This window comes from Sphingomonas sp. Mn802worker (assembly GCF_000382485.1).
Lineage (GTDB): Bacteria > Pseudomonadota > Alphaproteobacteria > Sphingomonadales > Sphingomonadaceae > Sphingomonas.
Window position 1 is genome coordinate 42,367 of record NZ_AORY01000002.1, and the last position, 22,608, is coordinate 64,974.

The 22,608-nt window shown below is 67.1% G+C and carries 21 protein-coding genes; 10 read left to right on the top strand and 11 right to left on the bottom strand.

Annotated elements, in window-relative coordinates:
* Positions 1-53 precede the first annotated feature (53 nt).
* Both SMN802W_RS0101940 and SMN802W_RS0101945 read right to left on the bottom strand, forming a co-directional pair.
* Complete coding sequence (locus SMN802W_RS0101940; protein WP_019515198.1) at positions 54-2,084, bottom strand: TonB-dependent receptor; 2,031 nt, start codon at positions 2,082-2,084, stop codon at positions 54-56.
* Between the two features lie 72 nt (positions 2,085-2,156).
* Positions 2,157-2,477, bottom strand: a complete 321-nt coding sequence (locus tag SMN802W_RS0101945) for a hypothetical protein (RefSeq protein ID WP_019515199.1) — start codon at positions 2,475-2,477, stop codon at positions 2,157-2,159.
* 233 nt (positions 2,478-2,710) lie between these two features.
* Between SMN802W_RS0101945 and SMN802W_RS0101950 the strand changes: the two genes are divergently transcribed.
* Positions 2,711-3,385, top strand: a complete 675-nt coding sequence (locus SMN802W_RS0101950; RefSeq protein WP_019515200.1) for a response regulator transcription factor — start codon at positions 2,711-2,713, stop codon at positions 3,383-3,385.
* Position 3,386: 1 nt separating this feature from the next.
* Entirely contained in the window at positions 3,387-4,802 is a 1,416-nt protein-coding gene (locus SMN802W_RS16205) for a sensor histidine kinase (protein WP_019515201.1), read from the top strand.
* On the opposite strand, the gene SMN802W_RS0101960 is transcribed toward SMN802W_RS16205, so the two are convergent.
* Positions 4,745-7,264 carry a TonB-dependent receptor gene (locus SMN802W_RS0101960; RefSeq protein WP_026325642.1) on the bottom strand — a complete coding sequence of 840 codons (2,520 nt, stop codon included), beginning with the start codon at positions 7,262-7,264 and terminating at the stop codon, positions 4,745-4,747. The two genes, SMN802W_RS16205 and SMN802W_RS0101960, sit on opposite strands and share 58 nt — an antisense overlap.
* Positions 7,265-7,755: 491 nt before the next feature.
* On the opposite strand from SMN802W_RS0101960, the gene SMN802W_RS0101970 reads away from it, so the two are divergent.
* The 5 genes from SMN802W_RS0101970 to SMN802W_RS0101990 are packed head-to-tail and all read left to right on the top strand — an operon-like array spanning position 7,756 to position 11,607.
* Positions 7,756-9,294 carry a peptide chain release factor 3 gene (locus tag SMN802W_RS0101970; RefSeq protein ID WP_019515204.1) on the top strand — a complete coding sequence of 513 codons (1,539 nt, stop codon included), beginning with the start codon at positions 7,756-7,758 and terminating at the stop codon, positions 9,292-9,294.
* Positions 9,295-9,335: 41 nt separating this feature from the next.
* Positions 9,336-10,451: an alpha/beta fold hydrolase gene (locus SMN802W_RS0101975; RefSeq protein ID WP_019515205.1), complete on the top strand. Its 1,116-nt coding sequence runs from the start codon at positions 9,336-9,338 to the stop codon at positions 10,449-10,451.
* Between the two features lie 37 nt (positions 10,452-10,488).
* The gene (locus tag SMN802W_RS0101980) at positions 10,489-11,139 is read left to right on the top strand and encodes a peptidylprolyl isomerase (protein ID WP_019515206.1); all 651 of its coding nucleotides are present in this window, start codon (positions 10,489-10,491) and stop codon (positions 11,137-11,139) included.
* A 46-nt stretch (positions 11,140-11,185) separates the two neighbouring features.
* Positions 11,186-11,332 carry a hypothetical protein gene (locus SMN802W_RS18075; protein ID WP_019515207.1) on the top strand — a complete coding sequence of 49 codons (147 nt, stop codon included), beginning with the start codon at positions 11,186-11,188 and terminating at the stop codon, positions 11,330-11,332.
* Complete coding sequence (locus SMN802W_RS0101990; RefSeq protein ID WP_019515208.1) at positions 11,329-11,607, top strand: acylphosphatase; 279 nt, start codon at positions 11,329-11,331, stop codon at positions 11,605-11,607. Before SMN802W_RS18075 ends, SMN802W_RS0101990 begins: the two co-directional genes overlap by 4 nt.
* Positions 11,608-11,614: 7 nt before the next feature.
* Here SMN802W_RS0101990 and SMN802W_RS0101995 read toward each other — a convergent pair whose 3' ends face one another.
* The 3 genes from SMN802W_RS0101995 to SMN802W_RS0102005 form a co-directional block, all read right to left on the bottom strand.
* Positions 11,615-12,619 carry a histone deacetylase family protein gene (locus SMN802W_RS0101995; RefSeq protein ID WP_019515209.1) on the bottom strand — a complete coding sequence of 335 codons (1,005 nt, stop codon included), beginning with the start codon at positions 12,617-12,619 and terminating at the stop codon, positions 11,615-11,617.
* Positions 12,620-12,754: 135 nt separating this feature from the next.
* Positions 12,755-13,948 (bottom strand): MFS transporter, encoded by a 1,194-nt coding sequence (locus SMN802W_RS0102000; protein WP_019515210.1) that lies wholly within the window; start codon positions 13,946-13,948, stop codon positions 12,755-12,757.
* Between the two features lie 159 nt (positions 13,949-14,107).
* Positions 14,108-15,709: a lysine--tRNA ligase gene (locus SMN802W_RS0102005; RefSeq protein ID WP_019515211.1), complete on the bottom strand. Its 1,602-nt coding sequence runs from the start codon at positions 15,707-15,709 to the stop codon at positions 14,108-14,110.
* Positions 15,710-15,762: 53 nt separating this feature from the next.
* Here SMN802W_RS0102005 and SMN802W_RS16210 point away from each other — a divergent pair, with 53 nt between their 5' ends.
* The gene (locus tag SMN802W_RS16210) at positions 15,763-16,287 is read left to right on the top strand and encodes a sterol desaturase family protein (protein WP_019515212.1); all 525 of its coding nucleotides are present in this window, start codon (positions 15,763-15,765) and stop codon (positions 16,285-16,287) included.
* Positions 16,288-16,311: 24 nt separating this feature from the next.
* Positions 16,312-16,638, top strand: coding sequence for a PilZ domain-containing protein (locus SMN802W_RS0102015; protein WP_051083434.1), 327 nt, complete (start codon positions 16,312-16,314; stop codon positions 16,636-16,638).
* A 275-nt stretch (positions 16,639-16,913) separates the two neighbouring features.
* Here SMN802W_RS0102015 and SMN802W_RS0102020 read toward each other — a convergent pair whose 3' ends face one another.
* The 5 genes from SMN802W_RS0102020 to SMN802W_RS0102040 all read right to left on the bottom strand — a co-directional run bounded on the left by SMN802W_RS0102020 (position 16,914) and on the right by SMN802W_RS0102040 (position 21,984).
* On the bottom strand, positions 16,914-17,849 hold the full coding sequence (locus SMN802W_RS0102020; RefSeq protein ID WP_019515214.1) for a ribose-phosphate pyrophosphokinase: 936 nt from the start codon (positions 17,847-17,849) through the stop codon (positions 16,914-16,916).
* 161 nt (positions 17,850-18,010) lie between these two features.
* Positions 18,011-18,454: a hypothetical protein gene (locus SMN802W_RS0102025; protein WP_019515215.1), complete on the bottom strand. Its 444-nt coding sequence runs from the start codon at positions 18,452-18,454 to the stop codon at positions 18,011-18,013.
* 105 nt (positions 18,455-18,559) lie between these two features.
* Positions 18,560-20,212: an ATP-binding protein gene (locus tag SMN802W_RS0102030; protein ID WP_019515216.1), complete on the bottom strand. Its 1,653-nt coding sequence runs from the start codon at positions 20,210-20,212 to the stop codon at positions 18,560-18,562.
* Between the two features lie 87 nt (positions 20,213-20,299).
* Positions 20,300-21,019 (bottom strand): TIGR02186 family protein, encoded by a 720-nt coding sequence (locus SMN802W_RS0102035; protein WP_083925566.1) that lies wholly within the window; start codon positions 21,017-21,019, stop codon positions 20,300-20,302.
* Between the two features lie 50 nt (positions 21,020-21,069).
* On the bottom strand, positions 21,070-21,984 hold the full coding sequence (locus SMN802W_RS0102040; RefSeq protein WP_019515218.1) for a sulfite exporter TauE/SafE family protein: 915 nt from the start codon (positions 21,982-21,984) through the stop codon (positions 21,070-21,072).
* Between the two features lie 340 nt (positions 21,985-22,324).
* Here SMN802W_RS0102040 and SMN802W_RS17465 point away from each other — a divergent pair, with 340 nt between their 5' ends.
* Positions 22,325-22,597 (top strand): hypothetical protein, encoded by a 273-nt coding sequence (locus tag SMN802W_RS17465; protein ID WP_156818685.1) that lies wholly within the window; start codon positions 22,325-22,327, stop codon positions 22,595-22,597.
* Positions 22,598-22,608: the final 11 nt, after the last annotated feature.

The window sequence follows — 22,608 nt, forward strand, 5'->3', positions numbered from 1 at the left end:
AACGGCAGCGCCGCGCACCTTACCCCGACTGCGCTTGTCCGCTCGCGCGATAGTCAGTTCGTCGCGATCCGCAGCGTCGCCATCAAGCGCCGCCCCGGCATCACCACCTCGTCCTTGTTGAGCGCGGTGGCGAGCCGCTGGACATCGTTCGTCAGGTTCTGCCCGACGATCGCAAGCTCGACGTTGGGATGCGATGCGAACGGGCGCAGCGCCAGTTGGCCGTCGAGTGCGACGTAGCTCGGCGTCGGCGTATCGAACGCGCCGTACTTATTCTGCCGCCCGGCGTAGATCAGGTTGAACCCGGCGTCGAGCTTGTCACCCTGCCAGTTTAGCCCGCCACCGATGCGATAGGGCGGGATGCGCGGCACGTTGCTGCCGTCATCCAGCGTCGCGCGCGTGTAGTCGCCCAACAGGTTGAAGCGGTAGACGCCACGAGCGGTGCGGACCAGGTCGTAGCTCGCCTCGCCCTCCAGCCCACGGAAGTGGGCGCCCTGCTGACGGTAGTTCAATTCGCGCAGGTCGCCGGCGCCGCCGATCGCGCAGGTGCCGTCGTCATCGCAGACGCGACCCGTCAAATCGCCGTAAATGTAGTTGTGGAACCAGCTGCTGTAGATGCTGCCGTCGAAGCGGAACCCGCCCGAGCGGACGCGCAACGTACCCTCGAGCGAATTGGCGCGCTCGATCTTCAGACTGGGATCGCCGGTCTCGTAGGTGTTCGGCCCGTCGTGCCCGCCGCGCGCGAACAATTCGGTCAGCGCGGGTGCACGCCCGGTGCTGGAAAAGGTCGCACCAAGCTTGATCGCGGGCGACACCTCGTACAGCGTGCCGATCGCGCCGCTGAGCGGGGTATAGTCGGGCGTGACGAAGGCGCCGGAACGCGGCGTACCGCTCAGGCGGACATACTCGACGCGCCCGCTTGCCTCCAGGTGCAGCCGGTCTGCCAGTTGCGTGTCGGTGAAGAGATAGCCGGCGAAGCTCTCCTGCGTCGCGGGGAACAGGTAGGAGCTATCCTCGCCGATCGCGGAAAAGTCGCGGTGCTGATACTCGAAGCCGAGCGCGGAATTATCGACGAAGCCGATCCGGTTGAGCAGCAGTTCGGCGCGCGCGTTATATTCCTTGTTGCGGAACGTGGTGTCGATCGTGCCGTCGGGCTCCTTTTCGTCGTGCGAATAATTGGCGTAGCTGCCGTCAAGGTTGAGCCGCTGGAGCAATCCGCTGCCGAGCGCGGTGGACGACCGGGTCATCACCTTGGTCTGGCGCATGTCGATGTACGTCGTGTCGCTCGGAATGCCGTATTTGGCGTCATATTGCGTGATCGCGGCGCCGACGTGGCTGTCGTTCTTGTTGCCGAAGAAATACGATCCGCCGAGCGCCCCGCCGTAGCCGCGGAAGAACGAGTTTTGCTGCACGCCCAACGGCGTGTCATAGTCGCCCGCGTGACGGCCGAACCCATCGGCGTGGAGCGCGAGGTTGCCGACATTCGCGTCCACCAGCGCCGCGCCCTGGTACAGGTCGGACACGGTGCCGTAGGTGCCGTCGAGTTCGGCCGACAGCGGCTTGTCGGGCAGCGCCGTCGGTACGCGGTTGTTCAGGATGTTGACGACGCCGCCGATCGCCTGGCTGCCGTAACGCAGCGTGCCAGCACCCCGCACCACCTCGATGCTGCGTGCGGCGAGCGGGTCGATCGGAATGCCGTGGTCGGGGCCGATGTCGGACACGTCGGACGAACTCGTGCCGTCTTCCAGGATGCGGACGCGCGTCGCGTCCATGCCGCGGATGATCGGGCGGCTGGCGCCGGTCGCAAAGCCCGTCGCCGAGATGCCGGGCACGTGCGACAGCGCGTCGGCAATGCTGGCGCCGCCGCGCCGCAGGATGTCCTCGGCATCGACCTTGGCGACGATCGCGGGCGTGTCGTCGCGCTCGTGCCCAATCGGCGAGGCGGTGACGATAATGTCGCGCCCGGTGTCGACCGGGGTGACCGGCCGGGTGGAGGAAGCAGGATCGGTCGAGGGCGCTTGCTGCGCGCTGGCGCAGGCGGGCAAGAGCGCGGCAAATGCCGCGCCGGTGAGCAGGAAGGATCGCATGATGAACTCCGAGCGTAGCGTCGCAGCGAATCCACGGCGTGCGGATCGCGGCAGGCGCGAGAGGGGATTGCGTCAGGTCGGAGCGGAATCGGGTGGTGCGCGGCTGCGCCAGATATGCGCGCGCGAAGACAACAGATCGTATGCGGCTGCGACCGTGATGGCCTGAGCGTCGTTCCCGCGCGGTGCGATGAGGACGGTGGCGGACGGCGGCAGATACGGCTCGAGCATCGCCGCGGCCGAACACAGCGCGCATGCGCCTTCGTCGCTGGTCGCGACATGCAGCACATCGACGCTGCTCACGACCGGCGCGCTGTGCAGCGCATGACGATGCGCGCTGAACGCGACGCCGTTGAAGATCAGCGCGCACAGCGCTGTCCACAGCAACAGCCGCACACCGGGCCTGCGGCGAATCGTCTCGGGTTGCCGCCTGGTCACCAATCCCTTCGACACGGGATGGGCTGTCCCGAAGCTGGCGGCTTCATGATATAATGTTCATTTGACAAGGCGGCGTGTGCTGATCGAGTGCGCGTTCTCTGCCCAACCGCAATGTCGCGCGCGCTTCTGTTCGGCGCCTGTGGCAGATACTTAAGCCTGAACCGCTACGTCGCACCAAGGATCATTCACCCGTGAAACTGCTGCTGGTAGAGGACGACAGCGACTATGCCGCCACGCTGTCGCGCGCGCTTGAGGCGATGGGCCATGACGTCGTGGTCGCGCGCGACGGCGTCGCGGCGATCGAGTTCAACGATCGCGACCAGTTCGATGCGATCATCCTCGACCGCATGCTGCCGCAGATGGACGGCACGACCCTGGTCGAGCGCCTGCGCGAACGAGGCCAGACGCTGCCGGTGCTGATGCTCTCCGCGCTCGGCCAGTCGATCGACAAGGTCGACGGGCTGAAGGCGGGCGCGGACGATTACGTCGTGAAACCAACCTCCGTAGGCGAGATCGACGCGCGGCTTCATGCGCTGGTGCGCGCGCGCGGCTGGAAGGGCGAGGGCGCGACCACGCTCCGCGCCGGCGCGATCCTCGTCAATCCGGGCAAGCACCGCGCCTGGTACGGCGACGACGCACTCGATCTGTCGAACCTGGAATTCAAGCTGCTGGCCGAATTGACGCGCCACGCGGGCAGCTTCGTCACGCGAACTATGCTGCTCGAACGCGTCTGGGGCTATGATTTCGAGCCGGCGACCAACATCATCGAGGTGCAGATCCGTGCACTGCGGCGCAAGCTGACCGCGAGCGGATCGCCCGATCCGATCGTGACCAAACGCGGTGTGGGCTACATGCTGGAAGCGTGAGATGACCTCGCTCCGGTCGCTGCTGCTGGCGTTTCTGGCGCTGTTCGCCGCCGCGACCGTGCTGACGGGCTATGCGACGTTCAGCGCCTCACATGCGGCGATCTCGCGGCTGGTCGATGCGCGGATCGACCTTGTAGCCGATGCCGTGCTGACCGATGTGGCATCCGGCGACGCGCGCGCGATCCTGGCGCGGATCGACCGGTTCTCCGGGCGCCGCGACACCGGCGACATCGGGTTCGAGCTCGAGGACGCCCGCGGACGGCGGCTGGGCGGCAACGTAGTGCTCGCACGCGCGGTCGCACCCGGCTTTTCAAGCGTGTCGAGCCGTGATGGGATCGCGGGACTGACCGCCGGCCGCGCCCAGTCGCGCGACGCCGGAAGCGGCCTGCGCCTCATCACCATCGCCGAAACCGAACCTGTCGACGGCTATGCCTTCGTTCGCGCGCGCAATTACGTCATTGGTTTCGGCGCAATCCTGCTGATCGTACTGGCGGGCACCGCGACCTTCACGCTGATCGTGCGCCGCCGCATCGACGAGGTGCGTAGCACCGCCGCGGCGATCATCGACGGCGACCTGCGCCACCGGCTGAGTGTGCCCGCGCACGGCGGCGCGTTTGCGGCGCAGGCGGAGACGTTCAATCGCATGCTCGATCGGATCGCCGCTTTGATGGACGGTATCCGCCAGATCAGCAACGAAGTCGCGCATGACCTGCGCGCACCGCTCGCGCGGCTGCATGGCCGTCTGGCGCTCGCGATCGACGCCGACACGCCCGAGGCGGCGCGGCGCGAGGTCGAGCAGGCGCTGGCGCAGTGCGTCGACATGCAGGCGACCTTTTCCGCGATCCTGCGCATCGCCGAAATCGAGGGCGGCAACCGCCGTGCCGGCTTCATGCCGTTCGACCTCACAGGCCTGGTGGACGAGATCGCCGACACGATGCGCGACGCGGCACACGACCGGCACCATCACCTGCTGGTTGCAAGCGCGCATGCGGTCGAGATTACCGGCGACCGCGCGCTGATCGCGCAGGCGTTGCTCAACCTGGTCGAGAACGCGCTCGACCATACGCCACCCGGTTCGACGGTCACGATCGCGCTCGACCGCGACGATGCGCATGTCATTCTGCGCGTGACCGACAACGGGCCAGGCATCGCCGCCGCCGACCGGGCGCAGGCGTTGCGCCGCTTTGGTCGGCTCGATCCCAGCCGGCACCGTCCGGGACATGGGCTGGGATTGCCGCTGGTCGACGCGATCGCGCAACTGCACGGCGGCTCGCTGACGCTCGATGACGCGGCAGCGCGTGCCGGCGCCGTATCGGGGCTGATCGCGACGATCAGCCTGCCGATGCGAACACCGGAGGATCAGAAGTTGACGCTCGCCTCGACGCCGATCGTGCGTGGCGTGTTGAAGTTGCCGTAATCGCCCAGCACGTTGCTGATGCTGCCGCTGGTCACGTTGGTGGTCGGCGCGCCCGGTAGGCTGTTCGACGGATCGCGGCGATAGACATATTGCTCGTCGAACAGGTTGCGTGCCCAGACCGCGACCGTCAGCTTCTGCGCGCCCGCGCCCAGCGGAATGTCGCCAAGCGCGACGCGACCGTTGAAGATCAGCGACGCATCCGCCTTGGTCGCGAACTGGTCGAACGTCTGTGTCGCCTGCGCGTAATTGCCGTCGAGGTGGAAGGTCAGGCGATTGCCCGCGCCGACCGGAACCGCGTAATCGATCGCGCCGCTCGCCGCGTTGCGCGGCGTGAAGACGATAAAGAATTGCTGCGGCACGGTCGTCGACGTGGTGACGCCGTTGGTCGTCACCGAATTGACGATATTGACCTTCGGGATGCGCGTGTAGGTGTAGGCGTAGGAGGCGTTGAGCGTCAGCCCTTCGACCGGGTTGACCGTCAGGTCGGCCTCAAGACCGCGGATGCGCGTCGTGCCCGGCGCGTTGATCGTGACGAGGTTGTTGAAGCTGCCCGTCGCGGTCACCTGGATCGAGCTGATGTCGACCTGGCTGTCGTCGCGGTCCATGATGTATCCCGCCAGGTTCAGGCGCACGCGGCGATCGAACAGGTCGGACTTCATGCCCACCTCGTACGAACGCACGTCCTCCGGCCCGAAGGCCTGATAGTTGGACGTGCGCGAACTCGCCCCACCGGCACGGTAGCCGGTCGCGTATTTGGCGTAGAAATGCAGGTCGCGGGTCGCATCATAGGCGACGGTAACCATCGGATTGAAGCGGTCCCACGATTCGTCGAGCGGCCGGTAGCCATTGCGCGCGACGATGCTCGCATTCGCCGGATTGTCGTAGTTGATGTTGCGCGAGAAGTGCAGCACGCCTTCTTTCTTGTCGTGGGTGTAGCGTCCGCCCGCGGTTACGTGGATCGCATCGGTCGCGTTCCACGTCACCTGGCCATAGGCCGCATAGCTCTTCGAGTGGACCTCCGATGCGCGGTCGATCTGGCGGCAGCCGAGCTGCCAGCCCGCTGGCGACGCGGCACTGCCGCCGCCGATGCAGGGATCGAGCGTGGTGACGGTGCCGGTCGCCTGATTATACTGCTGCGAATTGGGAGTCGCGGCGTCGTCGCTGACGTGTTCGTTGAAGTAATAGAGGCCGGCGACGAAGTCGAACGCGCTGACCGTGCCGACCGCCTGGAACTCCTGGCTGAACTGGCGCTGGCGCAGGTCGGCGAGGCTATAGCGGCTGAAGTTGCAGGTCGCGCTGGTGCAGTTGAGCAGCGGCACGCGGTGTGCGCCGCCTGAATTGTCCCATTGCGTCACGTCGACCCCGCGCCATGCGGTAAGCGAGCGGAGTTCGATGTCGGGCGTCGCCTTGTACTTCAACACGTTGGTGAAACCGTGCGTCTCGTCGACGCTCGGCTGCTGGACGACGCCGATGTCGGCGCGGCGCATCCGCGAATTGCCGTTCACTTGTACCACCGGCAGGATCGGCCGGACCGCGCCGGTCAGCGTGGTGTAGGCGGTGCCGGGCAGCACGCAGCGCGGCGACGCCGATTGCGCGCCGGGCGCGCAGGCGTTCGGATTGGCGTTCAACAGCTGGCTGTAGAAGGGCGAGTTCTTGTCCTGCCCGTAGTCGTAGGAGAAATCGTCGGTCAGCCCCTGGATCGGTTGCCAGCGCACCGCGCCGCGCGCCGCGACACGGTCGTAATAGCCCCAGCCGACCTGGCCTGGCAGCGGATTGCTCGTCACCGCACCCTGATACTGCTTCACGGCGTCCAGCTTGACGCTGAAATTGGCATATTCGGGCAGGTCAAGGTGGACGTCGCCGTTATAGCCGCCCAGGTTGGCGACACCGACGCGCACACGCCCGCCGAACTCGCCCGACGGCGCGCGCGTCACGATGCTGAGCGCGCCGCCCTCGGTGTTGCGGCCGAACAGCGTGCCTTGCGGCCCCTTCAGCACCTCGATCCGCTCGACGTCGAACAAAGCGGCGTTCAAGCCGTGCTGTCGCCCGAGGTAGATGCCGTCGACGTAGATGCCGACGCCCTGCTCGCGCGCGGGCTGGTTGGCGTCGAGCGGCACGATGCCGCGGATGCCGATCGTCAGCGCGCTCTGCCGCGCCTCGAACGTCGCGACACGCAGGGACGGCACCGCGCCGTCCGCCAGGTCGTACAGGCTCTGGACGTGGCGGTCCTGCAGCGCCTGCGTGTTGAGCACGTTGATCGCGACGGGGGTCGATTGCAGGTTGGTCTCACGCCGCGTCGCGGTGACGACGATGTCGGCCAGCCCGCCCGCGGGTGCCGCGGCCGCGCTATCAGCCGCAGCGGGCACCTGCGCCGCCGGCTCTGCCACGGGCGCAGACTCTGCGGAGGTCGCGGTGGCAGGCGCTGAGGTCACAGGCGCCGCCTGCGCGGCGACGGGCACCATGACCGCCGCAACACTGCCAAGCAGGTGCAACCGAGCGCGCGAGATGTTCAACACTTGTTATCCCCTTGTTGGGCCATGGCCTTGCGTGGGGCGATAAGGGGCCTTGAATACTTTGGGATGACAGTGCGCTTACGGATGAGTTCTTTGTTTCCTCATCTTGAGCTCATCCATGCTCCCGAAACTTTCGCATTGGTCGTTGTAGTACACGCACGCGGAACTTGCCACTTGAGCCCGCGCGCGGCAGCGCCGATAGCAGCCGGGTGGCGAATGATCCCAAGGTTCACCGCGCGATCCAGATCGTGCTGGTGCTGCTGTTCGTGGCGGTGTTCGGCATGATCGCGCTCGCCAGCGCTTTGTTGCGCGGCTGAGCGCCCGCCGCGCGCCCGACGCGCCGGCTGTTCGCGCCGGCGACAGGCTGCTATGCGCGCGCTCAACACCGCAGATGGCCGGCATCGTTCGCGATCGATCGCCGCCTTTTCTTCAGGACCATCATGACCTCCCCCCGCCGCACTTTTGCGATTATTTCCCACCCCGACGCGGGCAAGACGACCTTAACCGAGAAGCTGCTCGTGGCCGGCGGCGCGATCCACCTGGCGGGCGAGGTCAAGGCGCGCGGCGCGAACCGGCGCGCGCGCTCCGACTGGATGAAGATCGAGCAGCAGCGTGGCATCTCGGTCACCTCCTCGGTGATGACGTTTGAGCGCGCCTTTGATGATCTGGGGGTCATCACCTTCAACCTGCTCGACACGCCGGGACACGAGGACTTCTCCGAAGACACCTATCGCACGCTGACCGCGGTCGACTCCGCGGTGATGGTAATTGACGCCGCGCGCGGCATCGAGGCTCAGACGCGCAAGCTGTTCGAGGTTTGCCGGCTGCGTAGCGTGCCGATCATCACTTTCGTCAACAAGGTCGACCGCGAAGGCCGGCCGGTGTTCGAGCTGCTCGACGAGATCGCCGACATGCTGGCGCTCGACGTCGCGCCGATGAGCTGGCCGATCGGCATGGGCGGCGAGTTCGAGGGCGTGCTCGATCTGGAGACGGGCGGGGTCAGCCGGCCCGAGGGCGACAGCCGCAATTTCCAGGGCAAGGTCGACACCGACGTGACGCTGCCCGAGCGGTTCGCGGAGGAAGTCGAACTGGCGCAGGCCGGTTATGCGGAGTTCGATGCCGAGGCGTACCGCAACGGTGACCTGACCCCGGTCTATTTCGGATCGGCGCTGAAGGACTTCGGTGTCGCCGAGCTGATCGACGCGCTTGCACGCCATGCGCCCGCCCCGCGTCCGCAGCCGGCCGAACCCGCGCCGATCGCACCGGAGGCAGATGAAGTGACCGGGTTCGTATTCAAGGTGCAGGCCAACATGGACCCGAACCACCGTGACCGCATCGCGTTCATGCGGCTGTGCTCGGGCACGTTCAAGCGCGGCATGAAGCTGACGCCGACCGGGCACGGCAAGCCGATCGCGGTGCATTCGCCGATCCTGTTCTTCGCGCAGAACCGCGAGGTCGCGGACGAGGCGTTTCCGGGCGACATCATCGGCATCCCCAATCACGGCACGCTGCGCGTCGGCGATACCTTGTCCGAGCGCGCGGACATTCGTTTCACCGGGCTTCCCAATTTCGCGCCCGAGATCCTGCGCCGTGTGGCGCTGAAAGATCCGACCAAGACCAAGCAGCTGCGCAAGGCGCTGGACGACATGGCCGAGGAAGGCGTGACGCAGGTCTTCTATCCCGAAATCGGATCGAACTGGATCGTCGGTGTCGTCGGGCAATTGCAGCTCGAGGTGCTGATCAGTCGGCTGGAGGCCGAGTACAAGGTCGCCGCCGGACTGGAGCCCGCGCCGTTCGACACCGCGCGCTGGGTGACGGGCGACGCGGGGGACCTGAAAGCGTTCGCCGACCTCAATCGCGGCGCGATGGCGAAGGACCGCGACGGCAATCCGGTGTTCCTGGCGAAAAGCGCTTGGGAAATCGGCTACGTCGCCGATCGTTATCCCAAGGTCCGCTTTAACGCGACGCGCGAGCGGTAGACGCCACTGGTGCTCGCCCGGCGGGCGTGTAGCATGGCGCCATGCTGCTCTCGCTCATGCTCGCCGCCGTCCAGGCGCTGACCCCATCGCCGCAGGCCACACCCGCCGCGCCTATCGCGACGCGCGCCGCCAGCACGCCGGCGACCACCAGCAGATGGCCGACGCGCGAGGCCGATTATACGATGCGCGACTTCGCCTTCCGCTCGGGCGAGCGGATGCGCGAGCTCAAGCTCCACTACACGACGCTCGGCACCCCGCACCGCAATGCCGCGGGCGAGATCGACAATGCGGTAATGGTGCTCCACGGCACCGGCGGCACGGGCAAGCAGTTCCTCAGCCCCCAATTTGCCGACCGGCTCTACGGCCCCGGCCAGCCGCTCGACATCCGCCGCTACTGGATCATCCTGCCTGACAATATCGGGCACGGCGGGTCGTCCAAGCCCTCCGATGACCTGCGCATGGCGTTTCCGAAATACGATTACGACGACATGGTCGCGGCGCAGCACCGGCTTCTGACGGAAGGCCTCGGCATCAAGCGGATGCGGCTGATCATGGGGACTTCGATGGGGTGCATGCACGCCTTCGTCTGGGGTGAGACCTATCCGACGTTCGCCCGCGCGTTGATGCCGCTGGGGTGCGAGGTGGTGCCGATTGCGGGGCTGAACCGGATGTGGCGGCAGCTCGCGATCGACGCGATCACCAGCGATCCGGCATGGCAGAGCGGCAACTACACCGCGGAGCCGGCGCAGGGCATCCGTGGGGCTGCTTCCTTGCTGTTCGTGGCGGGCGGCGCGCCGTTGTGGATCCAGGCTAACTACCCAACGCGCGACGCCGCGACGACCTATGCGCGCGAGCGGGTGGCGGCGTCAATCAAGGGGATCGACGCGAACGACCTGATCTACCAGCTCGACGCGTCGCGGACCTACGATCCTTTGCCGCGACTTGAGGCGATCACCGCGCCGACGGTTTGGATCAACTCGGCCGATGATTTCATCAACCCGCGCGGGTTCACCTTTCCGGTGGAGGGCGTGAAGCGGATGAAGGACGCGACGTTCCGGCTGATCGCGGAGACGCCCGAGACGCGCGGGCACGGCACGCACACCTGGGCGAAGTTCTGGGAAGGCGACCTCGCCGCGCTGCTGAAACGGACCGAGTAGCTTGCGGCACGATGGCGCGACTTCTACCGCGGCGGCCATGATCCGCTTCCTCGCCGCCGCCCTGCTCGCGCCCCTGCTCGTCACTCCTGCCGCAGCACAGCGCGCCGACCGCGCGACGCCGGGATGGGTGCGGGTGCGGCTGGAGACGAGCGACGGTCCGATGGTGATCGCGCTGGCGGCAAAGAAGGCGCCGGCGACCACCGCCAATTTCCTGCGCTACGTCGACGACGGACGCTTCGACGGCGTGTCGTTCTACCGCACGGCGAAGAACAAGCGCGATCCACGCTACGGCTTCATCCAGGGCGGCATCCGCACCGATGCGCGCCGCTTCCTCGACACCATCCCGCACGAATCGACGAAGAAGACCGGGATCAAGCATCTCGACATGACGATCTCGATGGCGCGGATGGGGCCGCCGGGATCGGCCAACGGCAATTTCTTCATCACGGTCGGCGCGCTGCCGTCGATGGACTGGAGCGCGAGCAATCCGGGCTATGCCGCCTTCGGTCGGGTCGTCGGCGGACAGGCGACGGTGCGGCGCATCCTGGCCGAGCCGGTCGGCGGGCAGATGCGCGGCACGCTGATGCTGCGTCCAGTGCGCGTCAATCGCGCGGTGAGGCTCGACGGCAAGCCGCAGCCGACCGGCCGCCCGCGGCCGTGGCTGATCGAGCGGCGGCGTGATGGCTGAACCTTCGCGAGCGGCGGCTCGTTGAGCGTCACGAAGGAGTGATTAAATGTCCGACCAACCCAACAAGCCCGGCGGCGATTTCGAGCGCGATGACAAGGTCCGCTCGGTCAAGGACGAGCAGGCGGTGAAGAACCAAGGCCAGACCAAGCCTGAGGATTATCCCGAACCCGCGAGCGGCGACCAGGTCGAGTGATCCGCCGCCGGCTGGTCGTCACCGGCCGGGTGCAGGGCGTGTTCTTCCGCGACTGGACGGTCGAGCACGCACGCGTGCTCGGGCTCGATGGCTGGGTGCGCAACCGCGCCGACGGTTCGGTCGAAATGGTCGTCGCGGGCGCGCCCGAGATGGTCGAGGCGATGATCGCGCGGGCGCGGCAGGGCTCGCCCGCGTCGCGCGTCGCCGACGTTGCGGTGAGCCACGACACATCGGGCGAGCGGCTCGACGGGTTCGAGAAGCGCGCAACCGCCTGAACGCGGATCAGAACCCCGACAGGAACGCCGCGACGTTGCGGCCGAGCGCGCCGATCGCGTAGCCGCCCTCCATCACGATCGCGGTCGGCAGCCCGGCTGACGCGATGTCGCGAGCAAGCAGCGCATAATCGTCGGTGCGCAGGCGGAAACGGCTGATCGGATCGCCCTCCCACGTGTCGGCGCCGAAGCTGACGACGAGCAGCTCTGCACCGAAGCGCGCGATCGCCTCCAGCGCCTCTCCTTGCGCGGTACGGAACGCGTCGATGCGCGTGCCCTGCGGCAATGGCAGGTTGAGCGTCGCGCCCTCGCCCGCCGCCTCGCCGAACTCATCGGCATGGCCCCAGTAGAATGGGTAATCGGTCGCCGGATCAGCGTGGATGGAGGCGTAGAAGACGTCGCCGCGATCCCAGAAGATGTCCTGTGTGCCGTTGCCGTGGTGATAATCGATGTCGAGCACCGCAACCTTTGCAACGCCGGAGTCGCGCGCCGCCTGCGCCGCGACCGCCGCCACGTTGATGTGGCAGTAACCACCGCAATAATCGCGCCCCGCGTGGTGGCCGGGCGGGCGGCACAACGCGAAGGCGGCGCGCTCGCCCGCCATCACCGCATGCGTCGCGGCGAGCGCCGATTGCGCGCTGGCGTACCCCGCCGCCCAGGTCTGCTCCGTCAGCGGCGTGGTCGCGTCGAAGGCGTAGCGGCCGAGCAAAGCGTCGATCCGCGATAGCGCGAGCGGACGGCGACCGACGATCGGGAAGGTGTAGGGGATCGCTTCACCGCTACGCCCCGCTTCCTTCCACAAGTTCGCGGCATCGCGCAGGAAGGCGAGATAGCCGGCATCGTGCACCGCCTCGATCGGCTCGACACCATAGTCGCGTGGCTCCTCCGCGCCGCCGATCGCATCAAGGATCGCCTGCGCGCGCGCCGGCTTCTCGGCGTAATCAGCGAAGGCGCCGTTGTGCAGTTCCTGCGCGGGCGCGTGGCGGACTTGCGCGGGCGAGAAAAAGCGCCTCACGCGCGGCCTGCGAGCGGCTGGAAGGTCACTAAAGTCACACCCCTACGCATGTGCGCGCGTGGGATGCGACGTTTGGCGGGACGAGCAACGATCATGGCACACCATGCCACGCACGCGCCGCGTAGGACATCCGCCTCAGGCAACCGCTGCCCAGCGCCGCTCGACGGCGAGCGTCAGCGCCCAGATCGTAAGCCCGCCGAGCGCAAGCGCGCTGCCTACATAGCCGGTCGACGCCCAGCCGTAGCCGCCCGCGATCGCGAGGCCGCCTGCCCACGGCCCGATTGCGTTGGCAACGTTGAAGGCGGAATGGTTGAGCGCGGCGGCGAGCCCCTGCGCGCCGCCCGCCACGTCCATCAGCCGCGTCTGGAGCACGGTGGCGAGCGCCCCGCCGCAGCCGATCGCGAACACGCAGGCGGTGATCGCGACGAGATTGCCGCTCGCCCACGGATAGAGCGCCAGCACGCCGGCCGACCACAGCAGCAGCACGCCCGCGGTCGGCATCAGTGCGCGGTCGGCGAAACGCGGCACGAACAGGTTGCCCGCGGTCATACCGATGCCAAATACCGCCAGCACCAGCGGCACGACTGCGTTCGACGCGCCGGTGACGTCGGTCAGCGTCGAGGCGAGATAGGTGTAGACCGCAAACAGTCCGCCGAAACCGATCGCGCCGATCGCGAGCGTCAGCCACACCTGCCCGTTGCGCAGCGCGGCGAGTTCGCGCAGCGGGCTGGCGTCGCGGTCGGACCGGTCGTGCGGTGCGAAGGCGGCGACCAGCGCGGCGGTGGTGAGCGCCAGCCCGGCGACCACGCCGAAGACGTAGCGCCAGCTGAGCCACTGCCCCAGCATCTTGGCGAGCGGCACGCCGACGATCGTCGCGACCGTCAGCCCCAGCATCACGCGCCCGATCGCGGTCGTGCGCCGCCCCGGCATCAACGACGCGGCGACGAGCGCGGCGACCCCGAAATAGGCACCGTGCGGCAGTCCGGCGAGGAAGCGGAAGACGAGCATCGCGTCATAGCCGGGCGCCATCGCCGACAACGCATTGCCGACCGCGAACATCAGCATCAGGATGATCAGCGCGGTGCGGCGCGGCAGCTTCGCCAGCGCGACCGCGAGCACCGGCGCACCGACGACGACGCCCAGCGCATAGGCGCTGATCAGGTGCCCGACCGCAGGCGCATCGACGCCCAGCCCGCGCGCGAGGTCGGGCTCGAGGCTCATCGCCGCGAACTCGGTCGTGCCGATAGCAAAGCCGCCAACCGCGAGTGCCAGGTGGACGACGCCGACGGGCGCGGCGGGTTTCAGCGTCGCGGGTGTATGTTGCTGCATTGCAGCGTCAGATGCGGGTTGTGGCGGCGGGGTGCAAGGTAGCTGCGGTTTGCCCCGGGGTACATAGTTCTTTGGTCGCGGAGCCACCGCGGGCAAAGCGCGCGTCGTCGGTCGGGTCCGCTAGCGCCGACCCGCCGGCCGGCCTCGGCGTTTGCGCGGCTAGCCGCGCATCGGCGCGGGCGTGGCCGCGCCGATAGCCTCCGCAATCAGTTTGCGGCTGTTCTCCACCCCGTACAGCTTGATGAAGCTGCCCATTCGTGGCCCCTGCGAGGATCCCAGCAGCGTCTCATACAATGCCTTGAACCAGTCGCGCAGCGACTCGAACCCACCGGTCTTGCCGATTTCGTAGACCTCGTTCTGGATGTCCTCTGCGCTCGCGTCCGCCGGCAGCGCGGCGAGGGCGGCATCGAGGCGCTGCAATGCCTCGACCTCGACCCCCTCGGGCGCGCGGCGCTTGAGCGTCGGGGCGATGAAGTCGCGGTGATAGGCGAGCGCGTGGCCGATCAGCCGGTCGAGCTCGGGATAGCGCGCCGCCGACGCGTCGGGCACGTAGTTCGCGAGATAGGCCCATACCTGATCGGGCGTCGCGCCCTCGCCCATCACGCCGACGAGGTTGAGCAGCAGCCCGAACGTCACCGGCAACTCGCCCTCGGGCAGCGTGCCGTCATGGATGTGGTGGACCGGGTTGCCGAGCCGTTCCTTGACCGCCTGGGTCCCGTAATTTCCGCGGAACTGCCAATATTCGTCCACCGCGCGCGGGATCACGCCCATGTGGAGTTGCTTGGCTTTCTTCGGCTCGCGGTAGGCGTAGAAGGCGAGGCTCTCCTCGGGGCCGTAGGTCAGCCATTGCTCCAGGCTCAGGCCATTGCCCTTCGATTTCGAGATCTTCTCGCCATTCTCGTCGAGGAACATCTCGTAGTTGAAGCCTTCGGGCGGGCGCCCGCCGAGCACGCGCGCGATCTTCGACGATTGCGTCACCGAGTCGATCAGGTCCTTGCCTGCCATCTCGTAATCGACGCCGAGTGCGACCCAGCGCATCGCCCAGTCGACCTTCCACTGCAGCTTCGACATGCCACCGAGCGCGCTCTGTTCGACGCGTTCGTTTGTCGCCGGATCGGTGAAGGCGATCAAGCCCGCCTCCGCGTCGACCACCTCGACCGGCACCTGAAGTACGATGCCACTCACCTGGCTAATCGGCAGGATCGGCGAATAGGTCGCGCGGCGCTCGGCGCGTAGCGTCGGCAGCATCACGTCCATCACGCCTCCGTAATGGCGCAGCACGCCTTTCAACGCCTCGTCGAAGCGACCTTCGGTGTAGTAATCGGTCGAGGAGACGAACTCGTAATCGAACCCGAAGCGATCGAGAAACTCGCGCAGCATCGCGTTGTTGTGCGCGGCAAAGCTGTCGAACTTGCCGAACGGATCGGGGATGCGCGTCAGCGGCTTGCCCAGATGCTCGGCCAGCATCGCGCCGTTGGGCACATTGTCGGGCACTTTGCGCAGCCCGTCCATGTCGTCGCTGAACGCGACGAGTCGCGTCGGCTGATTGGACAGCGCATGGAATGCCTGGCGGACCATTGTCGTACGCAGCACCTCGTTGAACGTGCCGATATGCGGCAGCCCCGAGGGACCGTAGCCGGTCTCGAACAACACGGCCTCGCCGCCGGGCTTGCCCTGCGGGTAGCGTTTAAGGAGCTTGCGCGCCTCCTCATATGGCCAGGCCTTGGATTCGAGCGCAAAGGAGCGAAGGTCGTCATTCATGATGCGGTGCGACGTAGCGACAAGGCTGCGTGAGCGCTATATGCGCGAACACAATGGCTTGGTGGTCCGCACTTCTCCTGTTCCTCGTCACCGTCGTGCTGATGGAGGGTTTCGCTTATGCGATGCATCGCTGGGTGATGCACGGGCCCGGCTGGTTCCTGCACAAGAGCCACCACCGCGCGCGCGACGGACATTGGGAGCTGAACGACCTCTATGCGGTGATCTTCGCGGTGCCGTCGATCGCGATGATCTACGGTGCGCTGCATTACGGCTGGTGGCTGGGGTTCGTGTGGATCGGCGCGGGCGTCGCGGCCTACGGCATGATCTATTTCGGGTTCCACGATGTGATCGTGCATCGCCGCGTGCCGACCCGCTACCTGCCCAAGGGCGCGTACATGAAACGGATCGTGCAGGCGCACCGGCTTCACCACGTGGTCGAGACACGCGAAGGTAACGTCAGCTTCGGCTTCATTGTCGCGCCTCGGCCCGAGGACCTGAAAGCCGAATTGAGGCGGCGCGGCCGCAAGGGTTTGCGCCAGTCGACCGTGCCGCACGCGTCGATCTTTGCCGAAGATTAACCCTTAGCGGCGCATAACGGCGGCATGGAACCCGCCGTCCCGATTCCCACGCCTTCTGAGTTGGAGGAACATCGCCACTCACTGCGTCGCGCGGTGAAGATGAAGGCGCACCTGCGCGACCGCGGCAACACGCGGTTCGAGATCGACGTGGTCGACCTGTCGGCGACCGGTTTCCGCGCGCAGACGAGCTTCACCTTGTGGCCGGGGACGACCGTGTGGCTGACGCTGCCGGGCCTCGCCGCACTGGAGGCGGTGGTCGCGTGGCGGGACAAATTTCGTTACGGTTGTGCGTTCTCTAAGGCGCTGCATCCGGCGGTGCTGGAGCATATTGTGGCGTTAGGAGAACGCTGAGCGCAGGCGCGACTGCGTTCGCGCCGGTGCGCGTAAGCGCAGCGCGTAAGCCGGACGGCGTGCCGGCATAGCCGGACACGGCCGACGAAGACGCGGGCTTTGCCCGTGTTACTTTTTACCCTTCTCTCAAGCTAACCTCGCTGCGAAAGTAGCGCGAACAACGCTCACGCGGGCAAAGCCCGCGTCGTCGGCCGGATCAGGCTGGCGCCTGTCCGCCGGCCGTGCCGGCGGCTGTGCTGCGCGCACCGGCGCGGGCGTGGCCGCGCCTGCCGCAGTCAGTCAAACAAACTACTGACACTCGTCTCGTCCGCGATCCGCTTGATCGCCTCCGCCAGCAGCGGCGCAATCGTCAGGTGGCGGATCTTCGCCGCCTTCCCGATCGAATCGTGATTGCCGATCGAGTCGGTGATCACCAGCTCGCGCAGCGCCGACCCTTCGACCCGCGCAACCGCCCCACCCGACAGCACGCCGTGCGTGACATAGGCGACGACGTCCTCCGCCCCCGCCTCACGCAGCGCCGCCGCCGCGTTGCAGAGCGTGCCGGCCGAGTCGACGATATCGTCGATCAGCACGCAGAAGCGCCCCTCGACGTCACCGATGATGTTCATCACCTCCGACTCGCCCGCGCGCTCGCGCCGCTTGTCGACGATCGCGAGCGGGGCGTTGTCGAGCCGCTTCGACAAGGCGCGCGCACGCACCACGCCGCCGACGTCGGGCGAGACCACCATCAGATTCTTGTCGCCGAAGCGTGTGCGGATGTCCGCGCTCATCACCGGCGCGGCGAAGAGGTTGTCGGTGGGGATATCGAAGAAGCCCTGGATCTGCCCGGCATGGAGATCGACCGAGAGCACGCGGTCCGCGCCCGCGGTGGTGATCAGGTTGGCGACCAGCTTGGCAGAGATCGGCGTGCGCGGTCCCGGCTTTCGATCCTGCCGCGCATAGCCGAAATAGGGCAGCACCGCGGTGATCCGCTTCGCCGACGCGCGCTTGCACGCGTCGATCATGATCAGCAGCTCCATCAGGTTGTCGTTGACCGGGTAGCTGGTCGACTGGAGCAGGAACACGTCCTCGCCGCGTACATTCTCCATGATCTCGACGAAGATCTCCTCGTCGGCGAAGCGCCGCACCAGCGCCTCGGTCAGCGGCACCTCGAGATAGTCCGAGATCGCAGTGGCGAGCGGCAGGTTGGAATTGCCCGTCAACAGCTTCATGGTCGAATACCCTTTCGCGCGCCGGCTTTAGCCCCCGTGGGCGCGATGGCAATGGGTGCGGGCTGGGTAGACGGTGAAGCAACCCGAGATCAGGCGCAGGCACGCGCACCATGTGCCCGCATTCGCCGCACAAGCGCCGTCAAGATCAGCGTATCGCCGACTCAGAAGCGGACCTTCAGAGCCTCGTTGACGCGGACAGCCGACCACTGCCGGCTAAGGTCATCCAGCCGCTGACGGATTGCATCAACATCCGCTTCCGAGATTGGAGCAACGGTATGACCGCGTACGGCGCAGGCAAGCTCATAGGTAGCAATCAAGTCTGCGGCCGGCACGCGGCCGCCCCACATCTCGGCTTGAAGCGCTTCAACCAGTCGCTCAATAGCTTCTTCGCTATCCCCGCCCTTAGTCCCGAACTCCGCCGACCTGCCCTCGTTGACAAGCGACAAGAATCCTCGGTGTGCGAGAACACTCTCGGCAGCGTAGTGCACCATGTCGTGTGGTATGATGCCTTGCTTTGGGCAGGAAATCGCTTCCGGCTCTCCGTTCTCGCGGATGATCGTGAGATCGTCGAACTTACCGCTTCGCTTTACAAAGATCAGGTCCATGCGGCTAAGTTTATCTGCCCAGTGGTAGCTTTCCAGCGCTTTGCAGCGAGAATGGCCTAGCAGCTATTCACCAATAACCGACACGCGCCGCGACTGGGATGCCTCTCACCGCCCCTGCGCGCGCCAGCGTTGGATGGTGCGCTGGACGATCTGATCCTCATCGCCCGATTCGCGCCATAGCTCGGTGAAGCTTGGGTCCGCAGACGCCGGGCGCTTCGCGGGCTCGAGCGTGTCGAGCGATATGCGCATCGGGATCGAGACGCCTTCGCCGCAGATGATGCACTCGCGGTTCCTGAGCGCGGGAATAGAATCGAGAAAGCCGCGCGCGCCCTCGGGCATGGCTGCGCGCACGAACGCCTGGTCGCGCTCGTTGTTGAGCCTCATAGCGAGGATCGTGCCGCATTGTGACAGCACGCCTTCGGCGAGGTCGGACGGGCGCTGCGTGATCAGGCCGAGCGAGACGCCGTATTTGCGTCCTTCCTTCGCGATCCGGCTGAGGATGCGCGACACCGCGCTCTGCCGGTCGCGGTCCGAGGGCACGTAGCGGTGCGCCTCCTCGCAGACGAGCAGGATCGGGCGCTGCGGCTCGTTCCGGGACCAGATCGCGAAGTCGAACACCATCCGGCTCAGCACCGCGACAACGACCGAGGTGATCTCGCTTGGCACGCCCGACACGTCGATGATCGAGATCGGCTTGCCGTCGCCCGGTAGGCGGAAGATGCGCGACACGAATGCCGCCATCGTATCGGCGACCAACATGCCGGAGAACATGAAGCCGAAGCGCGGATCGGCCTTGATCTCCTCGATCTTGGTCTTCAGCCGCAGGTAAGGCGCGGTGGAGCCGGCGCGGTCCATCTTGCCCATCTCCTGCTGGATCAGCTGCAAGAGATCGCTGAGCAGGTACGGCACCGGCGCGTCGACGGTCAGTTTCGGTATCTCCTGCCCCACCCGGCCCTTGGCGCGCGCGGCGAGCAGGCATTTGGCGAGGATGTCGGCGTCGACCTGCCGGTCCGCGCCGCTGGAGGTGAGGAACACCTCGCAATGCTCCTCGAAATTCATCAGCCAATACGGCATCTGCAGGTTGTTGACGTCGTAAAGCGCGCCGTTGGTGTTGAACGCCGCGCCATATTCGCCGTGCGGGTCGATCATCACGACATGGCCCTGCGGCGCCAGTGCGCAGATGCGGTGCAGGATCAGCGCGGCGGAGGTCGACTTGCCGGTACCGGTCGAGCCGAGCAGCGCGAAATGCTTGCCCAGCATCGCGTCGACGTAAAGCGCGCCGCGCACATCGTCGGTTGGATAGACGTGCCCGATCTCGATCACCGCGCGCTCATCGGCGGCATAGACCTGCGCGAGGTCATCGCCTGTGACCGGGAACACTTCGCTGCCCGGCATCGGGTAACGCGTCACGCCGCGGCGGAACTGGTAGAGGCGCCCCGTCAGCTGCTCCTCATCGCCCTCGCCGACGAAGTCGACCGCGGCGACGACCTGTCCCGCGCTGCCCGGCGCGAGTTTGAGCGAGCGGATGCTGGCGAGCAGCCAGGTTGCGCCGACGCGCACCTTCAACTGCCCGCCTACCTGACCCGCAGTGGCGAGCACCGCATCGGCATGGCCGCTGAGCGGTGTGAGCGCGGCGAGATCGAGCACCATCTCACTGCGCGCGCCGGCGACCTCGAGCACGTAGCCGATCGGCTCCGCGGCACCATGCGCAGCTGCCAGCGCCGACGCAAAAAAATGCGGTGCGGGTTGATCGTTCATGCGGGCATGCCGTCCATGACGACGGGTGGTAAGCCGATAGTGTAAATTTTGCGTGATCGAATCCGAAACGGAGGCGATACTCGTGACTTACGCCCGGCGTGCGATCCGCCCCGCGCCCCAGCCGAGCAGCGCCGACAGCGCGACGGCGGTCAGGCCGTAGAGGATCGCATGCCTGTCGGCGGCGCGGGTCACGAAACGCTCGAACCCCGCCTTGCGCACGTCGATGTCGCGAACCGCGGCGGCGAGGACGCGACCGTCGCGGATCAGGAAGGTTTCCGCGGTGAACCGCCCGGTAGGCACGCGCGCCGGGATCGTCAGCCGTGCGCGGTAGAGCACGCCGCCCGTGATCTCGACCGCGCCAGGGGCCTCGACGAACAACCCGCTGCGGCGGCGCTGCTCGACCAGTCCGGCGGTGAAGCGGTCCTGCACCGCCGAGGGCGCGTTGGAGGCGGGGGAGAGTTGCAGGCTGTCGAGCCCCAACTCGAAGATCGCGCGGGTGCGCGGGTCAACCAGCCTGTCGATCGGTCGCGACGAGGCGATGGCGTAGAACGACGGCGCCGAGCGGTAGCGCAGCGCCTCCGCATTGACCCAGATGCCGGCGACCTTCTCTTTCTCGCGAATAACGATCGACTGCGTCGGTCCCTTCAGCACGATCACCACGTCGGTGCGGTGCCCGGGCTCGGGCAGGCGACCACCGGGATAGAGGATCGCGCCGAACAGCAGCAGTTCCGCGCCGGTGAAGCTGTACTTGATCTCGATATCGCGCTGCGACACGTCGGGAACGAGCGTGGGCTTGTCCTGCGCCATCAGCATCGGCGCGGCGATCAGCAGCGCCGGGATAAGACTGCGTGTGCCCCTCACGACAATTCAACGGTGTAGATCTCGTCGGGCCGCCACGCGAGGCCGAGCGCGACACGCAGGCACACCAGCAGCACGACGACCGCGAGCGCCAGGCGAAGGTATTCGGGCCGGGCTCGGTTGGCGAAGCGCGCACCGACCTGCGCCCCCACGACCGATCCGATCAGCAACAGGCCGGCGAGCACGATATCGACCGCCTTGGTCGTCGTCGCATGGACCATGGTCGCGATCATGGTGACGAACAGCGTCTGGAACAGCGACGTGCCGACGACCACCGCGGTTGCCATGCCGAGCAGGTAGATCATCGCGGGCACCAGGATGAACCCGCCGCCGACGCCGAGCAGCACCGTCAAGATGCCGATCCCGAAGCCGAGCAGCAGCGGGGCGAGCGGCGAGATGTAGAGCCCCGATGCATAGAAGCGCGTCCGCCACGGCAGGCCGGCGACCAGCGGATGGTGCCGCCGCCGGCGCGGGCGGGGCGCCGCCGCGCCGTGCAGCACGCGGATCGAGCGGATCGCCTCCGTCGCCATCAGCGCACCGATCCAGCCGAGCAGCACGACGTAGATGATGCCGATCACCGTATCGATCTGCCCTGAAGCTTGCAGGAAGCGGAACAGGAACGCGCCCGCCATCGTGCCCCCGACTCCGCCCGCGACCAGGATCGTGCCCATCTTCACGTCGACGCCGCCGCGGCGGAAATGCGCAAACACGCCCGACACGCTGGCACCCGTCACCTGGCTCGCCGCCGAGGCAGCGGCGACGGTGGGCGGAATGCCGTAGACGATCAGCAGCGGGGTGGTGAGGAACCCGCCGCCGACCCCGAACATCCCCGACAGCAGTCCGACGCCTGCCCCCAGCGCGATCATCACCAGCGCGTTCACCGACAGGTTCGCGATCGGCAGATAGACGTCCATGCCGCAGGGTTAGTCGTTTCGCGCGCCCCGCGAAAGCCACGCAGCCGCGCCCGGTCGCGTCACCAATCGACGCCCAGCGACAGAACCGCACCCGACCCCGGCCGCGCGTTGCCGGCGATCCGCTCGCGCCATTGCACCCCGATGCGCAACGCTTGGCGCTCGAGTGGCAGCACAAGCGTCGCCGAGGCCCCACATCCAGCCGCGACGCACCGCGTTGCGCCGCGCCCCATGCACCCGCGCCCAGCTCAAGCCGCGTGCCGCCGCGCACCATCACGGTACGACCAGCCACGACTGCCCCGTCGACATAAGCGTCCGCGCTATCGCGCGCGACGACGCCGGCTTGCGCATAACCATCGACGCGGAAACCTGCGGCGAGCGGCAGCGCGCTGACGCCGCCGACCAGCCCGAGCGCTGGGCCACCGCGTGTCTGCGCGATCCCGACACGTTGTTCGGCGACGAGGCGGATCGGCAGCCGGGTCGGTTGCCACTCCAGCCCCAATGCCGCCTCCTGCTGCCGCGTGCCGAGTGCAGCCGCGACACGCCCGACCGCAAGGACTCGGCCGCGGGCATCCAGGCGGTAGGCAAGGCGCGCGCCGACCTGCGCACCACCTAGCTGCGGTGTCG

What these genes read in the sequence shown, in the direction of transcription:
- SMN802W_RS0102015 (WP_051083434.1), top strand. Translation starts at nt 16,312, where the DNA reads ATGGAACCCGCCGTCCCGATTCCCACGCCTTCTGAGTTGGAGGAACAT.
- SMN802W_RS0101970 (WP_019515204.1), top strand. Translation starts at nt 7,756, where the DNA reads ATGACCTCCCCCCGCCGCACTTTTGCGATTATTTCCCACCCCGACGCG.
- SMN802W_RS0102005 (WP_019515211.1), bottom strand. Translation starts at nt 15,709, where the DNA reads ATGAATGACGACCTTCGCTCCTTTGCGCTCGAATCCAAGGCCTGGCCA.
- SMN802W_RS16210 (WP_019515212.1), top strand. Translation starts at nt 15,763, where the DNA reads ATGGCTTGGTGGTCCGCACTTCTCCTGTTCCTCGTCACCGTCGTGCTG.
- SMN802W_RS0102020 (WP_019515214.1), bottom strand. Translation starts at nt 17,849, where the DNA reads ATGAAGCTGTTGACGGGCAATTCCAACCTGCCGCTCGCCACTGCGATC.
- SMN802W_RS0101975 (WP_019515205.1), top strand. Translation starts at nt 9,336, where the DNA reads ATGCTGCTCTCGCTCATGCTCGCCGCCGTCCAGGCGCTGACCCCATCG.
- SMN802W_RS18075 (WP_019515207.1), top strand. Translation starts at nt 11,186, where the DNA reads ATGTCCGACCAACCCAACAAGCCCGGCGGCGATTTCGAGCGCGATGAC.
- SMN802W_RS0101960 (WP_026325642.1), bottom strand. Translation starts at nt 7,264, where the DNA reads ATGGTGCCCGTCGCCGCGCAGGCGGCGCCTGTGACCTCAGCGCCTGCC.
- SMN802W_RS0101940 (WP_019515198.1), bottom strand. Translation starts at nt 2,084, where the DNA reads ATGCGATCCTTCCTGCTCACCGGCGCGGCATTTGCCGCGCTCTTGCCC.
- SMN802W_RS0102025 (WP_019515215.1), bottom strand. Translation starts at nt 18,454, where the DNA reads ATGGACCTGATCTTTGTAAAGCGAAGCGGTAAGTTCGACGATCTCACG.
- SMN802W_RS0102000 (WP_019515210.1), bottom strand. Translation starts at nt 13,948, where the DNA reads ATGCAGCAACATACACCCGCGACGCTGAAACCCGCCGCGCCCGTCGGC.
- SMN802W_RS0101980 (WP_019515206.1), top strand. Translation starts at nt 10,489, where the DNA reads ATGATCCGCTTCCTCGCCGCCGCCCTGCTCGCGCCCCTGCTCGTCACT.
- SMN802W_RS0102040 (WP_019515218.1), bottom strand. Translation starts at nt 21,984, where the DNA reads ATGGACGTCTATCTGCCGATCGCGAACCTGTCGGTGAACGCGCTGGTG.
- SMN802W_RS0102035 (WP_083925566.1), bottom strand. Translation starts at nt 21,019, where the DNA reads ATGGCGCAGGACAAGCCCACGCTCGTTCCCGACGTGTCGCAGCGCGAT.
- SMN802W_RS0102030 (WP_019515216.1), bottom strand. Translation starts at nt 20,212, where the DNA reads ATGAACGATCAACCCGCACCGCATTTTTTTGCGTCGGCGCTGGCAGCT.
- SMN802W_RS16205 (WP_019515201.1), top strand. Translation starts at nt 3,387, where the DNA reads ATGACCTCGCTCCGGTCGCTGCTGCTGGCGTTTCTGGCGCTGTTCGCC.